This is a genomic window from Halopseudomonas pelagia, assembly GCF_009497895.1.
Lineage (GTDB): Bacteria > Pseudomonadota > Gammaproteobacteria > Pseudomonadales > Pseudomonadaceae > Halopseudomonas > Halopseudomonas pelagia_A.
In genome coordinates this window covers 1057320-1078646 of record NZ_CP033116.1, presented here as the reverse complement: position 1 = coordinate 1078646, position 21327 = coordinate 1057320, and the positions used below count along the sequence as shown (strand labels likewise).

Below are 21327 nucleotides of genomic sequence, written 5' to 3'. Positions count from 1 at the left end.
GACTACCATCCGTGATGGTTGGTTATCTGGAAGAGATTTCCAGTAACTTCTCGTCCGCCGGCGGTAACTCAGCGTCCTCGTTTACGCCCTGCTCTCCCGTGTTAACGGTGGCCGGCCCTAAGCTCACCGGGCTCAGATAGTGCATACGCTTCAAGTAATCAGGCGTGTTAAAGCCTCCGCCTGAAGGACGGATCTGACTAAGCTGTGTCTGCATGTGGTACTCGGCGCTCAACCGCTGGTATGCGAGCAGTTCCAAATCCTGAGGCAGACCCGGCTGATAGAAAAACAACACCAGCGGATCACGATAGCGCGTAGCAAGTGCGTTGGTTCGCACCTCAAAGCCCAGCGTGTCCAGCCAGAACGCTGCGCCCGGCGACATCAGTTGCCCGTCGACATTCAGTGGCCGCGGATCATAGTTGCTGAGGTTGAGGCTCAAGCTGCCAGTGGTTATATCCAAGCTAGTCAGCACCAGCGCCTTGTCCAGATTCAGATCGCCATCCACGCCCAGCGAACCCGTGTTCGACCGGTAGCCGTCGACATTCAGTGTGCCCGTGTTGGTAACCTGCACATTGATCTGGTCGGCACTGACGCCTTCAAACCCACTCAGAGACATATAGGTGTTGGCGGCGCCCTGGCTATCCACGGCAACATCAATACTGGATGCTTCCAGTACCAGAGGCCCTCCACCGTTCAGGTCGATCTGACGGATATTCAACCCCTTTCTGGATACCAGCTTGCCTTGTTTCATGACGACCAGATCGCCGTCAATAGCGCCATCTATCCACAAATAGGGGTTTCCGATCAGCTCGCCGAAAGTCAGGTTGCCACTTACCTTCAACTGGACATTACCGTTGCGCGCCCGCAGGAACGGCGAATAGAGACCTCGCTCCGCGACGATATTGATATCGCCATTCAAGGTCTCTGCCGACAGCCAAGGCATATCAATCACCAGCGGGTTACCGATGCCGGTCACGGCGCTGATGCTGCCCTGAGCATTGGCGCCAGTAGCACGCAGGTGCAAGGCGGCGTCCTGGCGTCCAACAATCAGGCCTCCGCTGCTCAGCCGAAGAGCATCCGTGCCGTCCCATGCAGTTTGCAAAGCTGCCAACTGCATATCGCCTTGGGTAGTGATGCTCATCTGGCCACCCGCATCGATACGCGAGACGGCCCCCATTTCCAGCGTGTTCGCGTTGATTGCCACAGATGCGCCGGCGTTTATGCTCGCCTGATCGGACAATGTGACCCTGTCGGTCGCGTCGAGCGTGATGAGTTGTGCTGCAACAATCTCGCGACCAAGAAGAACATCGTCACCAGCCCTGAGCGTCAGGGCAGCTCGGCTGTCGATGGCAGCCACCGCCATGGAGCCCGCCGTGCGGATATCAGTGTCGCTGTCAGACTGCACCAGCGAGCCGCTGCCCATCGCAAGGCTGGCGGCATCCAGATCGACTCTTCCACCGGACGTAATCATCGCCGCTGCTGCAATGGATACCGCAGCCGAAGCATCAAGATCGATATCATCGGTGCTGGTCACCGCGTTGTTGAGTTCCAGCTCACCTGCGCTGTTTACCGTAACACGACCGTCGGCTACGACTTTGCCCAGGGCAATATCGCCGGCATTGCTGGTCGCCAAGATGTCATTTGCGCTGTTCAGCTGAGAATCGCTGGCCAGTGCAATCGAGCTGCCCCTCAGGGTTATTCCATCTTTAGTGGACGTCAGGTTCGTAACATCTCTGGCCGTAAGGTCACCGACGCCCGCGTTCAGCAGCAACGAGGTACCCGTCACCGTTGAGTTCGCGTCCAGGCCGGTAGCGGCCAGCATATCGATAACCTGGGCATTCACCGAGCCATCAAGGGTGATATGACCCTGTGTCGAATCGACGTCCAGATCGCCGCCAAAAGTCAGCGCTTGCAGCGAAATGTCATCGATAGCCATCAGCGTGGCACCGCCACGACCTTGCAAAGACGAGCCGCTGTTCATGCTGATGCTCTGCGCATCGGCGATCACCTCACCCTGGGCATCCACGACGCCCGACGTGCTCAACGCACCACCTGCCAGCAAACTCAGGTCACCCTTGGTCGCAGACAAATCGCCTACTACCAGATCACCTGCGCCGGCATTGAGCAGCAGCGAGGCACCCGTGACAGCTGAGTTCGCGTCCAGGCCGGTAGCGGCCAGCATATCGATGACCTGGGCATTCACCAGGCCTTCAAGGGTGATGCGACCCTGCGTCGAGTCGACATCCAGATCGCCGCCAAAGGTCAGTGCTTGCAGGGACATGTCGTCGACAGCCATCAGGGAGGCACCGCCACGGCCTTGCAAAGACGAGCCGCTGTCCATGCTGATGCTCTGCGCATCGGCAATCAGCTCACCCTGGGCATCCACGATTCCCGAGGTACTCAGTGCGCCACCTGCCAGCAAACGCAGGTCACCCTTGGTGGCAGACAAGTCGACCACGCTTAGCGCACCGGCACCCGCATCCAGCAGCAGCGACGTACCTGTCACCGTTGAGTTGGCATCCAGGCCGGTAGCGGCGAGCATATCTATGGCCTGGGCATTCACCAGGCTTTCAAGGGTGATGCGGCCCTGCGTCGAGTCGACATCCAGATCGCCGCCAAAAGCCAGCGCTTGCAGGGACATGTCGTCAATAGCCGTCAGGGTGGCACCGCCTCTCCCTTGCAAAGACGAGCCGCTGTTCATGCTGATGCTCTGCGCATCGGCGATCAGCTCACCCTGAGCATCCACGACGCCCGAGGTACTCAGTGCGCCAGCGGCCAGTAAGGCCAGATCACCATTGGTTGTCGCCAGTTCGCCAACGCTTAGCGAACCGGCGGTCGCTTCCAGCCTTGCGCTTCCGGCACTGATTTCAGCCGCCGCCAGCTGAATAGCAGAGGCGGAGATCTCCAGATCGTCAGAGACAACAACCTGCGGCGCTCCGCTGGCGCTTAGCGCCCCACCCAGATCGAGCCGCAGGCTGGTGGCGGTCAGGTCGCCGGCAAGATCAACAGCGCCGACTGATTTCAGGTCGAAACGCTGATCAACCGTCACGTCACCCAGGGTGAAGAGTGTGGTATCTCGCACGTCCAGCCAGGCATTGGCTGCATTCACGTTGAGCGCGCCGGCCCCGGACACTCTCAGATTCAGCCAATTGGCAGAGCTGCCCAGATCATTCACGTCTGCGTCCAGCGCGATGCCGGAACCCTGCAGGAAGTGGTTGGCGTCATAACCGAGGATATCGTGATCGTTGGACAACGACAGCATACCGCCGGCACCCACGGAGCCCACCAGCAAGTTGCCGCCACTGTGCCGGAGGTAGAGATCACCGGCTGCTCCGGCCTGACGGAGGGCGCCCGACAGTTGCACGTTCATTGCCTGGCTAGCCGACCCTATATCACCCTGGGTATTGGCCAGGTACAGATCATGCGCCTTGACGTTGTTGACCCCGGCTTGCGCCGCTATCGCACCATCCACGATCAGGCGGACGTCTTCATTGGCCGAGGCAATCTCACCGACCGTCAATGAGGAGGCCGATTCGATAAAGATGGAATCGCGAGCGGCCACATTGAGCGCACCGGAGGTATCCACCTTGATCGGATCCACCTGCTTGACCGTCAGGGTGACCGCACTATCGGTAAGCACAGTGGAAATATCCCCTGGCCCGGCCGACAGTAATGCAGATTTCTGTTCATTGGTGATGGTTGCCGTATTGTCACGCGGCACACTGAAAACCACATCGGCCAGATTCTTCCCGACACTCCCGCTGCTGGCTTGCAGATGAATATTCGAGGAGACGATGTTGGACTCGCGGTCGGTCAACTGGCCCGATGCATCGGCGCTCAAGGCCGCAGCCGAGATACTGATATCCAGTTGGCTCTGCTGCCAGGTCGAGCCTTCAACCATCCTGGCGTACCAGTTGCTGGCAGCATCAATTTCCAGCCGGAAGCTGTCGTCATAGGCACTTGTGAAAAGTGCGCCATAGTCGTAGCCGACCAGCGTGCCTTTCTGCTCCTGCCCAACGGCGTCGGCCACATTGGCGTACCTGTCCGGCGCTGCCACCTGATCAACGAACCAGGCGTCCAGTGCCTGGTACTCTGCCTTGACCTTGGCAGTCAGCTGCGCGACGTCTGTAGTGCCGTAGCGGATTTTCATCGCATCAAGATAAACAGCATCAATCGCAAAGCCGCTGTCACTGGCATCCGTCAGACGCTGCTTGAGCATCCAGTAGGTGTGGTACTTGCTGTTGAACTGATTTTCATAGGCTGTCACCGCGCGCTCACCGGCAGTGCCGCTGAGCAGGTTCAGCGAGTCCCATACCGAGGCCTCGTAGGCCAATTCCTGCTCCGACTTTTGCTGCTGTCCAAGCGCATTGGTCAGGCTGCCATCGCCGAGCCTGAGTACAACATTATCGTTGGCCTCGATACGCTCGACCTGCAGATCACCCGTAGCCTGGGAGACCACGATATCCTTGGCCGCGCGCAACGAGACTGCTCCGGTAGAGGCGATATTGACGAAATTGTAGGTGGCCGGATCACCCAGCGTACCCAGGCTACCGATGCTGCCCGACAGACTGGTGAGATCGATGGTGTTGGCCGAAATCAGGGTGTTGCCATCCTTGGCGACAATATTTTTATCCACTGTGCCGAGAATGTCGTATTTCGCCGACAGTTTATCGATGGTCAGAGCCGATCCCATGGCAGTGGCATTGAAAGCCAGCGAGCCGTTATCGGACTGCAGGGACAGTTCGTTGGTGGTGATCGACAGCGAACTGCCTGCGCTGCCGATATCGCCATTGGCCTGAATATGGGTGATGCCGGAGGTAATGGAGGACGCACTGGATGCCGTAAAGTCGGCATCGGTAGTGATACTGCTGCTACCACTTGGGTTGTAGATATTACCAGTCAGTTGAATCGGTGCACGCGAGTCAACATCGATATTACCTTCCGCCACGCCATTGAATTGAAAGAGGATTGAGTGATCCGCTTTCACGTAGGTGTGAGTGTCCATTTCCAGTTCGGTTGCCATGGTCAACGCCGGGTCGGTGTTGGTCAGCCCATCGCCGTAGTATTTTGTGTAGCTGAGAAACCAGTGAGGATATCCTCTGGTTGTCAGTGCTTTATGTTCGTAGGTCTGCTTGAGGTATTGCGCTGCAACACCGCCGGAACAGGCGTCGGGATTCGCCGCACAAGAGGTGTAATAGCTGTCTTCGGTATTCCAGACAGTTTTGTACACCCAGTCGCCGACCGTGGTCGGGTAATTCGACAGGTAGCCGTCAGGCGGACTGGTGTAACTTCGACCAACAGTCGCACCTTCGCGGATATAGAACAACTGCCCGGCTTGCGGATTGTATCTCATGCTCGCCGTGGTGCCGGTGCCGCCAAAATTGCCCCTGAACACCGACGAGTTCGGATCGAGATGCGATACCGCCCAGGCATCGGTCTGGTACTGACTGATCTGATTGCCCGGGTTGTGGATATACCACTGCGACACGGTGCTCGATTTGTTCAGGTCAGTGATGCGAATCACCCCGGTGGCGTCCTCGCCGGCGCTCAAGGTACCAATGTTCAGCTGGGTGTTGGAGTCGTTATTGATGGCGATCTGACCCAGGCCATCCTTGACGATGATCTTGCCGTCCGCCCCGGTGGAGGAAATAGCCGCGCGAATGGCGACGTAGCCACCGCCACTGACCGGCACTTCATCGACGCTCAGCGTCCCGGAGGCCACATCGTATTTCAGCTTGATATCCGATGTGCCCTCCGTATTGGCTATATCAAAGCTGTAGGTATTGACTCGGTATTGATTCGGATCGAAACCCGGCAAGAAGCGATTGGGTTGATAGTTCGGGTTAACAATCTGCAGGTCCTTGGTATAGTTCAGGTTAACATCCTGGGGGTTCATGGGTGCGCCCGGCGCCAGATTGATGATATCGCCCGCAGCCAAGCCTGCATCCTTCACATACTGCTGAATCTTGGCGTCAAAGCCAGCGCCCACGTTGACCGACCAGCTGTTGTCAGTGCCCGCTACGATGTCACCGTTAATGTCCAGGCGTTTGGCGTTGATGATAATCTTTTCGGCAACAATTGAGGTGCGTGTTGGGTCGCGTTTCAGCAGCTCGGTATTAACTTCCTCATAGGTGGCGGTCTGCGATAGCTTGCTCTGGTAATCCAGCACTGGGCGGAATTTCCAGTACTCGCCGCCGCGCGAACTGTCATCGGTGTTTAACTGAAACGTCACTGCGTCAGCACCATTGTATTCTTCGCTGTCGCTGAACCCCCAATTGAAATAGATATTTATCTGGTTATAGCCGTAATTCGCAGCCGTATAATAGGGATTCTGGTCACCCGTGTGCCTTATTGCCCGACCGCTGAACCAGTTATTGAAAGCGGTTACTTCGGTAGCAATAATCTCCGTCGAGTATTTATCGTTCAGATAAAACTGTACGAAATCCGTCGCGTTGGCTGGCTTCCACCCTTGGTACTCGGTGAAATTGATCAGCGCATCAGGGTCGCGACCGTACGTCTGTTCAAGGTTCGGGTTATTCAGCAGCAGGCTGCCGTTGTCCACATTCAGGTTGACCGCATTGGCCTGAATCAGCGCCTGCTGAATGAGGTCCCCTTCGGCCACCGAGATATTCACGCTGGACAGCAGATTGGTCAGGTTGCCATTGACGATAACGTCAGCACTCTTGAAGTTCGCTCCGGTGGGTGCGTGACTGACGTAAATACCCGACTGGCTCCCCGACTGTTCATCGATAAAGGCGCTGCCCAGATTGGCTCCACCAGTGACGAACACATTGCCCCCGGTCTGGTTGGCTATCTCCAGATTCGCCAGCATCAGGTGAAGGTCGGACAGATTGTCGATGGTTATATTGGCATTGCCCTTGGCGGTAAAGGTGGGTATCACCCCGCCAGCCATGGTGATGGTACCGGCCGTCAGGCTGACATTGCCGGCCGAAGCTCGTATGTCAGCCACCTGAATGGCGAAGTTTTCCGTCGGTGACAAGTCCCCGACGATAGCTGACAGCAATACCACCTGGGCCTGCAGGTCGTTAATCTCCTCCGCGTGGGGGTTATTGCCAATACTGGTTGTGCTGGTACTTTCGCTGCCGGTAACGCCGTCTTCACTTATACCCTCAACTTCCGTTACCGTCTGCGTATTCTCCCATTTCTCCAGGACCGCGATCTGTGCATTCAGCTCAGCGATATAAACCTGCAGCTCGGCGCGCGACGAGTACTTGTCTGCCTGTTGCTCTGCAGAGCCGTAACGATAGAGCTGGCGGGTAATGCCGCCGGCCTGATTGATACTCACCGTCTGATAGGCATATTGACCGGCAATCACGCTGCCGTTGCCATTGAAAGCCAGCACATTGGTCACCGCCTTGTTGCTGGAACCGAAGGTGTTCTCGGTGCTGAACAGCGACAGGTAGGGGTTTTTCTCGACGCCGGTACCTCTGGCGCTCAGAGCACCCTCGATAGCACCGATCGCAATATGCCCGTCACTGCCGATAGCGAAGTTGTCGCCGAAAACCACCTTGTTATCGAGAACGATATCGCCTTCTGCCTTGTTGCCGGCCGGGATCGGGATCGCTGTCCAGTTGTAGATATTGCTGCGGGCATCCGCCACCAGCTGGTTCTGATACAAGCCATCGGAGCCCCGACCGGCAAACAGACTGATCTGATCGGAGGCATCAATCACGATGTTGTTGCCCAGCGACAGGGTATTGTCGACATCAATGTGCACATCGGCGATACCGCCAGCCACACCGGCGACAGCCCATACGCTGACATTGGCCCCTGCCGCCGCACTGCCCCGGGAATACGTACCCAGTCCGATCTTGCCCCAGGCATTGCGCAGCTGCACACCGTCGCTCAGGGTGACGTTATTGCGCGTGACGACATCTACATCCGATTCCGCGCCGGCGCCCTGCAAGGCACCACCGACTTCAATCACCGCCTTGTCAACGACAAGGAACTCGGTGCCGGCGTCCACCGTAATGCCGTTGCGATAGCCTTGGGACATCCAGGCCAGATCGGAGATCTTCAGCACCGCGTTCTCACCAACCTCTACTGCTGCCAGCAGATGCTTGATGTTCTGGCGGGACAACGCCGCCGTGCCGTTGGCCCCGCCGCCACCCGCGCCATAAACGCTGGTGGTGTAACTCGAATCCCATGGCGTTTGAATCTGCCGGGCATGATTCAGGGCATCGATATCAATATCCAGGGCGCTCAGGCTGACATTCTTGCCCAGCACCACTTTGGCATTGGTATCGACTTCAACATCCGAAACGGCACCTGAACCGCCGACCACCGAAACGGTGGTCGAGTCAGTGCCGGCAAAGAAGTTGACGGCATTGCTTGCACGCATGACCACGTTGCCGGCGTCGATCGGCACGCTGCGGTAGCCGCTGAACCAGTCATCCACCAGCACCGCTGCGGCGTAATTGCCGTTGGCGTGATCACCGGCCTCGACCACCGCTTCAGCGGCACTCCCGGACACAAAACCTCCACCACCGGCCGTGGTGAACGCCTGGTTCTCATTCTGGCTGTTGGCATCCAGAATCAGGTCGCCGGTACGTTCAAGCGTGGCATTCGGATCCTTGCCGAACTCCACCCGGGTCGAGCTGAACGACTCCGCCAGACCCACCTGGTAGCCGCCGGCGAAGGCACCGACAAAGTAACCATCGGCATCGGCAATCTGTACGCCAGTATGCCGGGCGTAAACTTTGAAGTCGGCATTCGGAATAGTGACGTAGTTGCCTACTCTGGCCACTGACTGCGCATTATTGCTCGCGCGGGCTTCGGCGCCGGCGACACCCAGCATCAAGCCGCCGGAAGCCGCGAAGGCGGCGGCATGCGCTGTTTGGTAGTCGGCATCGGAGCCATCGCCAACTTCACTGCGCACCAGCACATCACCGCTGCCGGTGAAGATCACACCGTCAGCTACGGTAGCCCTTGCTTCGGCGTCGGTCATGGCGTAGGCGAATGAGCCACCCATGGAGTAGCCGCCGGATACCGTCACACCGTAGGCGCTGGAGTACAGCTCCGGCACCACCTGCGCAGAGAGACTGAGCAATCCGCTGCCGGTGCCAACAGTTCCGTACAGCGTGGCATCGGCATGGGAGTTATCGTGGGCGTCGGTGACCACACCCTGGATACCCGCAGCAATACCGCCGGCCAGGGAAAAGGCGGTGCTTTTGACCATGCCGGAGCTGTTGGCACTTACGGTCATGTTGTCGTAGCCGTCGACCAGCTTGCCGGTCTCGCCCAACCAGGCATCCACGTCGCTGGCCTTCTTCGCGTAGCCGTAGCTTACGCCAATGGCGGCGCTACCCAGATTGACGTTAAGCGAGCCGTCGGTGGCCGAGTCAGGCCGGCCAGGATCCACATCGCCCAGGCGCAGTTCAGTGGTGTCCGCCGCAGAGACGATCAAGTTGCCGGCATCCGAACCGTTGGCCGATGAAACACCTGCCACGACGCGGTTTTCCGCCCGAATATCGACATAGTTGACCACCACGCTGACGCCGCCCAGGCCAACCACGACCGACTTTGCTTCGCCGGCGGCATCTTCATCAGACACATTCTCGACGGTGGCACCGACCACCACATTGTCGGCGGTCAGGTTGCTGTCGACGGTGGCAATGCTCATGTCATACATACGGGTAATGCCGATCACACCGGCAATCCCCGCTGCCGAGATCTGCGCCGCGCCGAGCAATTGGCTGTTGTGCAGCAAAGCGCGGCTATTCACGTTCAGGGTATCAACGTCGGTCACGCCGCCGGAGATCCGCGCGGCAGTCAGACTTTCACCTGTGATTTTAAGAGACTTGCCCGCATCGGTGTTCGTGGAGGCCGCCGGTGTTGCCGTTCGTTCAACGCTGGCGCCGGACCCGGTTTTCAGGGCCGCGACATCATCGTTGGACAGGTGCGTATTGAAGCTGGCCGTGTCCGCCTGCAGAACGGAGTTGGCCACGTCGCGTGACACATCGAATTCGTCTTCGGCGTTGGTGCCGTCATCCGCGGTGGTATCGCCCTGCCCGAAGAGCGCAACACCAATGCTGACCGCCGCGCTGAACTTGCCCGCTGCACCGGCAATACTGGTCAGATCGGTCTGACGCTGCGAGGTGGCATCGATATCCAGCAGATCTGCCTTGATATCGCTGCCCACCACTTCGCTGATTACCTGAGTGCGTCCCAGCACCACGTTGGCGACGGCGCCAATACCTACTGATGCACCTACGCCAACCCCCAGCGCGAACTGCCTGGCGTCGAGGATTTCCTGTGCATTCAGGACAACACTGGTCGCATCGCCGATGCCGTCCTTGCCGCGAACGGTGGTGCTGTAACCGACACCTACCGGCTTGCCGAAAATACCGGCCCGTGTCTCTCCGGTAAATTCACTGACATCAATCATTGCCGCTGCGCCGAAACCGGCACTGATACCTGCGCCAAAGGCATGACTGTTGACGTTCTCGAGACGCTGGGCATCGACTGTCAGGCTGCCCACATTGACCCGCGTGGTGCGCGTGTCCGCTGGATCATCAAGGTCGTTTCCCATCAGTGCCTGGCTGTCGCCACCGATGAGGTTCACGGCAAGACCAAAGCCGACACCAACCTTGCCACCAATGCCCACGGCACCGGCGGCCACGTTGGCTTCCTGACGGCGGTCCGAGCTTACCTTCAGGCTGTTCGCGGTCAGGGTGCCGCCACGCAACCATGCCTGAGTGTCGCCCATCTGTTCGGTAATGACCACCGAGGCCGCGCCACCCAGCGTACCCGCGCCGGCTGCCACACCGGCCGAAACGGCCTGGGCGACTTTCGAGCTGTTCGCATCAATGCCGACTGTGTCGGCACTCACCATGCTGCTGTCGACCGTGGCCCTGGCTGCCTTCTTCTGGCTGTTGGTGGAGAAGCCACCTACTCCAGAATTACCGCCTGAAATGGCCACGCCTGCCGACACAGCCAACCCGGCTTCATGGGCACTGGCCCGCACCAGTACATCGGCTTCGCTCTGATTGCTGATCCCGGCATTGATCGTACTGTTCCTGATCTCTGCTGTGGTTTCATTGGAAGAGCTGTTGGTCGCCGCATTGACACTGATCGCCAGTGACTTGGCCCCTGCACCACCCGCGGTAATCGCCTGCTGCTTGGTCCGGCTGGTGGCGTTTACCGCCAGGCCATCTGCACTCTCCGTGGACTTGGTCAGATCCAGCGCGGCAAAACCGGTAGTCAGCGCGCCGCGATCGACCGGTTTGGCGTCGGTATCGCTGCTCTCGTCCTCGGTCTGGCCCGATGTCGACAGGTCCGGCAAGCTGCCGTAGTTGGCCAGCGCGCCGCTGTCGATGGTGATGCTCGCGCCTTTGCCTTCGGCAATGACGTTGGCATTGTCTATTGAAGCCGAGGTGTTGCCGTATTCGAGCGCCGTCGCAACGGCTACAGCGCCAGCGCCGTTACCCAGACCAATACCCAATGCGCCACTGCCCACCAGATTGACGCTGAGCGCGTCGGCGTTGACCGCCACATTATTCCAGGCTTTGACGCGCGCGCCTTCAGCGATACGTGCGCTGACATCACCATCAATAATGCCGCTGCTCACCGATCCGGCGAGTGCGCTCTGCTTGGGCGATGCCGCGACCCCGGCGCTGATGCTCAGCAGCCAGTTGTCGCGTGCGGCATCGACAATCAGGTTCTGCACCTTCAGCGTAGTGCTGCCCACCGTGACGTTGTCGCCGAGCACTGCAGCTTTGACATCCGAGTCGACTCTATTGGTCGCCACGGCGATGCCACCGGCAGAGCCGCCACCGGAGCCAGCGCCCATCCAGGCAGTGGAAACGCTGTCGGTGAAATCATAGGCCTGCACAGTGACCGTGCCGCCAAGGGTGGCGCTGGCATCGGTGCTGCGATTGGTGCCGGTATCCTTGAGCGCCGCTTCGACCAGTTGATCAACATTGTTGACCCCGATCGCACCGGCAAAGGCCAGTCCGGAACCACCGGTAGCGCCGATGGCAATGGCATTGCCAACCAGCAGATTGTGATCATTGGAAGCGCCACTGGTGGCCTTGACCAGCACATCGCCGGAGGCCTGCAACGCCGTATTGGCGATATGTGCCTTGGTCGAGTGCTCGTCGGTGCCCACCAGATTCAGTGCGACTGCCAGGCCGCCGGCCTTTCCGGTAGAACCGGATGTACCCACAGCCACGGCACCAGCCACGTTGACCATGTCCATGTCATTGGTGGCGGTAACGGCAACCGTCTCGGCGTTGATGCTGCCGCTGTCTGCCCCGTCCCAATCGCCAATTTCCGCAACGACGCGGTTATTCAGGCGGTTGACCGCAACCGAACCCACCCCCGAGTATTTGCCGGTACTGACGCCCACGCCAATGGCCACGCTATACAGCAGGGAGTTGTCACGCGCGTTGACAGCCACATCGGCCGTGCTGGCGGCACCCTGATTGATGTTCACGTCCGCCATGCGCGCGGAGGTATCGCTCTTCACATCGGCGTGGGCGTAGGAGATGCCCAGATTGCTCTTGCCGGCCTGCACCACACCGGCCACGGCGATGATGCGCTTGCCGGCCGAACTGTAGTTGTAGCTCGAGCCTGTACCGTCCTCGGCGGTGAACACCTCGGTGTTGTCAATGGCATCCGCACCGCTGAAGTCATAGTCGCTGTTGAGCGTGCTGCTACCAAGCCCTGCCAGCAGAGTGTCCAGCTCGCTGTCGTCGTCGCCGCTGGCGTTTACGTGTAACGTCTGCACGCCCTTGATGTCTGTTTTGCTGATCAAGGCCCTGGTATCGGCACCGATCGAACCCACGGCAAAGCTGCCAGCGAAGCCCTGGGAATTTTCCACGCCACCATTGTAGCCACCGCCTGCCGCGCCGATGCCGATCCTGTTCACTGCGCTGGCAGAAACCGTCAGGCTGTCGAAGTTGGTCAGGGTACTGCGAGCCCCATCCACACCGCTGATGACGGCCTCCACGGCGGAACCGCTGTACACATCTTCGTTATGGGCGGTGCTCAGCACGTTGTTTGAGTCGGGGTTGACCCCTGCCAGCATGGCGCTTGGGTCATTGATCTCGGCAAAGGTAATCGCCAGCCCGCCACCCTTCTTGCCGCCCAGATAAAGCGAACCGCCACCGACGCCGATGTCGGCATTGTTGTAGGCAGATACCTCCAGGCTGTCGTCACCGTCGTTATTGCTGGTGATCGAACTGTTGTCGATACGCGCCGAGGTACCGTCGTAGATTTGCGCACCGGAGATCGACAGTGCGCCGTTATTGCTGTTCTGGGTATTCTGATCCGAGCTGGTGACTGCCAGGGCCAGCGCCACCGACGTGAGCTCGCCCCCATGCAGCGCCTGCACTTTCACATCGCCGGCATTACTGATAGTGCTGTTGCGGATATGCGCCAGCGCATCATTGAAGCTGATCTGGTAGGCAATGGCGCCAGCGATGGTGTTCTGGTTTGACGGTGAATCGGCACCCAGCTTGGCCAGGGCTGCGCCACCCGATGCCGAGGCGGAAATCACGTTTTCCAGGGCATGCACCGTGACATCAACGTCTGCAGCCCCCTTGCCACTGATGACCGCGTCATCGATAAGGGCCTTGGCGTCCAGGTTATTGACCGACACGGTGAAACTGCCGGCAGCAGCGAGACCAGTCTTGTTGGGGTCGACCGGCGCATCACCACCCGCGGCAGTATTGCCCTCATCCGTCTTGCCATCCCCGGTGGCGTTGCCGATCGAGGCCGCACCCGTGCCTGAAACCGCATCGTTGTGGCTATCTGCCGACTTCTTCCCGAGCTTTTCCCACCAGTTCTCGAAACGCTCGGCTATTCCCGGCTTGTTGTTGGGCTCAGTGACAACGGCTCCCGCCACGGCCAGCGAACCGTTGGTGCCCGCGCTACGCGCCCGAACACGAATGTCGTTGGCCACAATGCCGCGTGGATCCGGCGCAGGCGTTGTCGGCGCGTCGGGGGCAGGCTGTGAAGCATTTTTGAAGCCGACTTTGGCTTGCTCGCCGCTGTTGTCGCCGATGAACGCCTTGGTATCGCCCTGGGCTATGTTGATCGCCACAGACAGGCCCATGGCCGATTCATCTGACTTGTTGAACGCGCCCGCCGCGGCCCAGTTGCCAAAGTCGTGATCAGCCAGCACATCCAGACCCGTCGTATTGACATTGGCCTGATTGCTCAGCGAAGCGTGGGTGAGCGACTCACTGTTGAGAATCGCCATTACGCCGTTGAATCCCAACCCTTTTCCCGAACCTGAGGATGGCGTGATCAGGAAATGACGTTCGTCAGTGTGCGCCTGGATGCGCACGTTTCCATCCACCAGCAGCGTGGCCGCACCAATCCCCGCAACAGCTGTTGCTGTCTGTTGAACAAAGCTGATACTGCCCCCAACCGATTTACCCTTTTCGTTGGTACCATTCCCGTTCGGCAGAAGCCCGAGGGTGCCCAGGTTGCCGGCCAGGTGAACGCTTTCATTGAGGTTGTAGGCCTGCACATCTACCGAACTGATGAAGTCGAAGCTGTAATCAATGGTTTTGAAGGGAATCGTGGTAGCAAACAGCGTGGGCGCTTTCAGATTACCGGCCACTACCCGGCCTGCCGACCAGTCCGCCGTGCCCGTGGTAGTGATTTTGACGTTATCGCCAATCCAGGCCTTGGTACCCAGATCGTTGATGACCACGTTGAGGGCGCCACCGGTAGCGGAATTGTCTGCTGATGTGCCCGCATTGGCGAAAGACGAGAGGATATTGTTCTGGATTCCGCCAATGCCGTTGAACTTGCTCCACAGATCAGAAAATGAATCCCATTTGTCATAACTGGAAGAAATGGGCACTTTCTGCCGCGCCAGCACACCGACATTGGCCGCTGAGATCTCCACGTAGTTGCCGATTTCGGCCACGGCATCGCCGCTGTTGATGGCGAAATTCAGGGCCACCGCCAGGCTCTTTTCCGACGAGCCGGTCTGGTTGCTGCCGTTGGTTCGGCTACTCGGCGACGCCACTGCCGCCTCTGCCGAGGTCCGCCAGGCGCCCTGGTCATCACCATGGGCTGCGTTATCGTTGCCGCCGGCGATCGAGGCGTTATCCGTCCCCAGATCAATGGCACTGGCCAGCAGCAGATTACCCGTGGAATGAATGCTCGGTGCTTCAGCCTGGCCGGCCTGGTTGTTGCCCAGCAAAGCATAGGCTTCGTGGTCGGACAGGTTCATGGTGAAGGCCAGGCCGCCCTTGAAGGAAATCTTGCCATCGCCGTCTTTGGGTACCTCTGTACCCTCTGGCTTTTTCGCATTGATGAGGTTGTTAACGCCATTCTGCATGGCCGCGAGGCCCGCAATCGGCTTGGCACCGACGCTACGGAAAAGCGTGTTGCTCCCTACAGTGACACCAGACTTGACCTGCTGGTGTACGGTGCGGTCCAGCGCAGTGATGCTCACATCACCGGTCTTGTCGGTTGCAGAGCCCAGCGAGGCGCCCATCTCCGCGGTGGCATTGGTATTGAAATCACCCACCGCAACGGCAATGCCGTACTCGGTATCCTTCAGACCCATGGCACTGGCCGAGACCGAGTAATAGTTCTGATTCTCTGCTGCCAACACCAGGCTGCTCGCGCCGAGCACCGCGCCACTCTCGATCACGGCTGTCGCATCAACATCCGACTCACCCACGGCTATTGCCACAACCACCTTGTTTGCGTCCGCGGCGATCACATCCAGCGCGCTGGCAGCTATGAATGCTTCGTTGTGTGCCGTTACCGTCAGATCGCCTTCAGACTGGACAGTTGCACCGCTTTTGATTCGGGTCGTACTGGTGGCATCACTGGTGTTGTATATCGCCGATAGGGATCCATCCCCGCCGGAGGTGTTGATCTGGCTGGCCTGGCTCAGCGCGTGGGATTCTGAACCCAGCTTGACGTTACCGCTGGCCTGCACATTCGCCGTGCCTTCCACATTGACCGTTGCTTCGGCGTCGGCGGCCATCAGGTAAAACCCGGCACCTGTGAAGGGTCCAGCCGCCATGACGGTCAGTTCAACAGGCGGATTTTCGTAGAATGACGCTATCGCGGTGCTCTGCGCCGAGACGGTCACATCATCGGCATGAACCTTACCGGCGAGCGTGACGGACGACTCGGCAAGCGCTATACCAAAACCAATCTTCTGGGTATTGCTGGCGGTGAGCGTGACATTTCCGTGGGAGTTGGTGGCAACCTGGTCGCGGGCATCCAGCATACCGGTGCTGGTTATTTCGATACTGGTGGCTTCGATGGTGATACCGCCATCGGCCAGCAGCTCGCCGGCGACAAGTGCCTCACCGGAACCAGGCGCACCGCCCGCCACGATATGAATCGTGCCACCATCCTTGACCAACGCGGTGGGCGCGGTGTAATCACCGGTATTGACCGCAGCTGTTGCTACATAATCGGCTTTCAGGGCATTGCCGGCGATCAGCTTGCCACCACTGCCGACATTGACCCCGGCGCCCTGCAGATCAATGCCATCACGGGCGTTGATCTTGCCATTGATGGTGATCAGTCCGGTTGACGAGACGGCCAGGCTATCGTCGATTGTCTTGGTGCCAGCAATAAGCTCATCGATCTCACCGCTGGTGGGGGTGCGTACGGTCAACTGACCAACATTGACCACGCCCGACGGGCCGACCAGAAATCCCTGGGAGCTGGCGAATACCACGTTGCCACCCAGGGTTCCGTTCTGATAGCTGTTGAGGACGCCATGAATTTCCGCCTTGCTGTCCTTGACGATGTTCACCAGCTTGCTGGCGTCATCCGGCACTATCAGATCGACCGTGTTGAGGTCACCTACAACAAAATGCTTGAACACATTGACCGGAACGCCCCCGACCCTGTTGGCGTTCTGGATGGTGTGCAATGAACCCACGGTAGTCACATCGGCCGTATTGGCATCCACCACGATATTGTGGGGTGATGCGGCCAGTGCCTGCAGCGAGGCAGTAGACAGCAATGCTCCCCACGCCGCAGTTCGCGCTGCCAGTGACCGTGGAAATGGGTTGCAACGACGAACAGCCAGCGCTAGCGGATGGTGAGGAAAGTCCATTTTTCTGCCCAACTTTTCAAGAGGGAACAACATCATCCGGCTGAGCCGAGGCTGGTAAAACCGACAGCATTTCAATCACGGAAAGGCAGCGTCAGAAAATCATGAACGGGTATCCAGCTTCTCGCTCAAGCGCTGCAAGGAACCAAGGGAATGGAGATGGGCATAGGCCCATGCCAGGTAACCTTTGCGGAACCAGGCAGTGACGACTTCGTCTGCGAGCGCCATGAGCTTTTTTTCATCGATGATGAACAGTCCATCCAGACGCAGCGGCTTTTTGTCTGCCGTCACCACCTGTAGGACGAAGGGCTTGAATACGTCCTGCTCGGATGCCGCCTGACAGAACTCGCGGGTACGCACGTGCTCCGCTTCGAAGTTCGTCACAAACTCGATGATCTTGGTAAGGGTATCGGTGTAGGCGCCATCATCTGCAAACAGCAGCTCGCCCTCGCCTTCCAGGTCTGCCAGACCGACATAGTCTGCATCAAAACAGACATTCTTGTCGCCGCTCAGCACGAACGGATAGCGTCGAATAAAGGCTGGCGTGTAGTTACCCAACCATCGGCCACTTTCGTCGATTTGTTCGTGCCCTTGATTTTTCAATGAGAGCAAGACAATAGGAAAGAAAGATCCCTCCGAATCCTGACTGAACAGGACTGGCAGATCACGACTGGATTCAAAAAATTCGATGGCCAGAAGAGGAACCGAATTCACTTTGCTGGTGAATCCGAAGTCCTTCACCGGCAAAAAACGGAGGGCCTTGTGGGTCTCTTTATTCAGGACCGTGGGCCGCTGATAGAACAGAAGTTCTGGCATTACGCTTCCTTGCTATTGACTTCGAGTTTCGAGGAGTACTGGTATAGCGTCAAAGCAAGGATAAAGATAGCTATATATCGTGGGGCGTAGTGCAATCATGCGGCACTCCCTCAGAGCTACTGATGCGTGGGCGCGCACTGAGCAAATGACCCACCCTGCCTGCTGATGGCTTCCCCCTGATGTCATCCCCCACCACCCCGTCATAGCCCTGGCCGGCGCTGGCATTCCCGATCAATATCTCAGATTTGAGTGGATGCAGGCTTCAGGCGCCGGCACTTCAGCTATATATCCGCCAACTAGCTGTTGCGCGTCAGCACTGCGGTGCCGGTGCTATGGAATCGGAAACATGGGGTCTGGAGGGAGTACATCGTCAAGGATGGCAACGTGATGCACTTCCGCTTTAACGTCTGAGCTAGAGCCCCGCAACACCCACCCCTCGCCCCCCCTGGCGGGGGATTTTTTTGCCCGCAAAAACCGCAGGCCAGAGCAACCCGTGCCATACTTCGACTAAATTTGCGCCTAGAGGTTGTCAGCACTCCATGCCAAAACGAGCGAAGATTATTGCCGTATCGCTATTGATCGGTCTGTTTGTCTATGCCCTGCTAGGCTTCCTGTTGCTGCCAGGCGTTGCATTACACCTGATCAATAAGCAACTCGAACAGCGTGTGACGGAACCGGCGCATCTTGAGCGCCTTGAATTCAACCCCTTTTCACTTGAACTTGAAGCCGGGCAATTGACCATTGGCCCGGAAGAGCAACCGGATATCGCCTGGCGTCGGCTTTACGCCAATCTGGAATGGAAATCACTCTGGACCGGGGCCTTGCACCTGGCCGAGGTACAGCTGGATCGCGCAAATGTGCGCATACTCTTTGATGAACAAGGCAACCTGAATCTGGCGCAACTGCTCGCCAAGGCCGAGAACCAAACGCAAGAAGAACCAACCGAGCCGAGCGATCCTTTTCCAATCCGCATTGAACGTCTGACGCTGACCCAGAACAGCTTGTACTTTGAAGATCGCCAGCCCGGCGATCAGGTCACTTTTGCCTATAACGCCATCGACCTGGAGCTGCTGAACCTGACCACCGTCAGCCAGGAGGATGCCAACATGACTCTGGCCGCAAGCGGCCCGGATGGTGCGCAACTGGACTGGCAAAGCACTTTCAGCATCAACCCGCTGAGCTCTACCGGTCAGTTGAGCGTCACCGACACGCAGCTACAAACCTTCTGGCCCTACGTCCGGGAGCAACTGCCACTGGTACTGAGCCAGGGCAGCATGGGGTTTAGCAGCGACTATCATCTGGATATGTCAGATTCGCTCGAGCTGACCCTGGAAAATACACGAATTGATCTTCGCCAACTGGCTCTTCAGGACACCAAAGAGCAGCCACTGCTGCAACTGGAAAGCCTGGAGGTCAGTGATACCCGGGTTGACCTGGCAGCACGCCAGGTGCGCATTGGTAATGTCACCGGCTCCGCGTTGGAGGCCTGGATAGAACGCAACGACGAAGGCGAGCTGAACTGGCTGGCATTGTTCGACACCTCAAATGAGCCCGAGGATCCTGCCAGCGAACCCTGGCGTGTCTTGCTGAACCAGGCGCAGTTCAGCGACAACAAGCTGCATCTGACCGATCGCCAGCCCGAGGAAGATGTAACACTACTACTCAGCCCCCTGGAACTGGAGATTGCCGAATTCGATAGCCAGGGCAACACGCCCTTCAGCCTGATACTCGATACCGGCGTAGGCGAGCGCGGCCAGTTGCGTGCAGAGGGGCAAGGGCAAATCAGCCCCCTTTCTGCGGATCTGAAAGTCACTACGCAAAGCCTCGATTTGCGCCTCGCCCAGGCTTATCTGGCACCCTTGGTCCGTATGGAGCTGCGCAGTGGTCGCCTGGACAGCTCGCTTGACGTCGCGGTAGACGCCCGCGAGAAACTCGACTTAAGCATCAACGGCACGGCGAAAATCGACCAGCTGCACATCCTTGACACCGTTCGCAATCGCGATCTGCTCAAGTGGGAAGCCTTGCAGCTTGACGGTATAGCCTATCAGGATAACGCCCTGGCCATTGAAAGCGCCGCTCTGGTGCAGCCCTATGGCCGCTTTATCATCAACCAGGATCTGACCACCAACATCAATGAACTGATAATTACCCAGCCAACATCGGAATCGACCGAGGAGCAAGACTCTGGCCAGACGCAGAACGAACCCATGGCCATTCGTATTGGCAGCGTCGTCATCGAAGATGGCTCCGCCAACTTTGCAGATTTCAGCCTGAGGCCGCCGTTCGGCACGGCCATCGCGCAGCTGAACGGAAACATTGGCACACTGGATAATCAAAGCACCGAGCCTGCAGAGATAGATATCACTGGAAACGTCGACCGCTATGCACCTGTGACCATTCAGGGCAGCCTGACCCCATTTGATCCCCTGAACAGCCTTGACATCACCACACGTTTTCGCAACGTGGAACTCACCACCTTGACGCCCTACTCCAGCAAGTTCGCCGGTTACCGAATCCGCAAGGGCCGGCTGAATCTCGACCTGCATTACCGTATAGAACAGGGCCAGCTCAGCGCCGAAAACAAGGTACTGCTCGAGGATCTGCAACTGGGCGAGCGCGTCGATAGCCCCGATGCCGTTGATCTGCCGGTGCGTCTGGCTGTAGCACTGCTCAAGGACTCGCGGGGCAACATCGATATTGAACTGCCCGTCAGTGGCGACCTGAACAACCCTGAATTCAGCATCATGCCGATCATCTGGCAGACCCTGGGCAACCTGATGCAACGTGCCGTGCAAGCACCTTTCAAGATGCTCGCCAGCCTGGTCAGCGGCAGTAGCGACGCGGACCTTAGCCAGATCGGTTTCCAGCCCGGCAGCGCAGAACTGGATGAACAGGCAAAGCAGGCGTTGGACACGCTAGCCACGGCGTTGCGTGATCGCCCCGGCCTGTTACTAGAAGTCGAAGGCATGAGCGCCCCAGCGAAAGATGGCCCACTGATCGGCGAACAGCGGCTGGAACGGGAATTCCAGCAACGCAAGTTGCGGCAGCTCCAGGAGCGCGGCGAGGAAGTGCCCGAAGACGCCAGCCAACTCAATGTGGCCGAAGAAGACAAACGCGAGATGCTCGAGAACATCTACCAGACCAGACTCAAACAGGACATTCCCGCAGCCTGGCAAGCCTTGCCAGCCGAGGAGCGCGAACGCAATCTGCGTCAGGCCATCACATCGCAATGGGGGCAGAACACCGCCATCCTGCGCAGATTAGCTCAACAGCGGAATGACGCTATCAAGGCCTATCTGGTCGACAACGCCAATCTCGAGGCTTCACGCGTCTATCTGCTCGACGTCGGCACCCAGGCGGAAGCCGAAGGCGAACAGGTATTCACCAAGCTGGAACTGGGCAGTGAGTAACGGATAACCACCCGTTTAATGGTTGCCCTTGCG

The 21327-nt window shown here is 58.5% G+C and carries 3 protein-coding genes; 1 reads left to right on the top strand and 2 read right to left on the bottom strand.

The window, feature by feature from the left end:
* Window positions 1-22: 22 nt before the first annotated feature.
* Both EAO82_RS05050 and EAO82_RS05045 read right to left on the bottom strand, forming a co-directional pair.
* Window positions 23-16978 (bottom strand): leukotoxin LktA family filamentous adhesin, encoded by a 16956-nt coding sequence (locus EAO82_RS05050; RefSeq protein WP_174958709.1) that lies wholly within the window; start codon window positions 16976-16978, stop codon window positions 23-25.
* Window positions 16979-17170: 192 nt separating this feature from the next.
* Window positions 17171-17884 (bottom strand): SapC family protein, encoded by a 714-nt coding sequence (locus EAO82_RS05045; protein WP_096344660.1) that lies wholly within the window; start codon window positions 17882-17884, stop codon window positions 17171-17173.
* A gap of 539 nt (window positions 17885-18423) precedes the next feature.
* On the opposite strand from EAO82_RS05045, the gene EAO82_RS05040 reads away from it, so the two are divergent.
* Window positions 18424-21294, top strand: a complete 2871-nt coding sequence (locus EAO82_RS05040) for a DUF748 domain-containing protein (RefSeq protein WP_096344659.1) — start codon at window positions 18424-18426, stop codon at window positions 21292-21294.
* Window positions 21295-21327 lie beyond the last annotated feature (33 nt).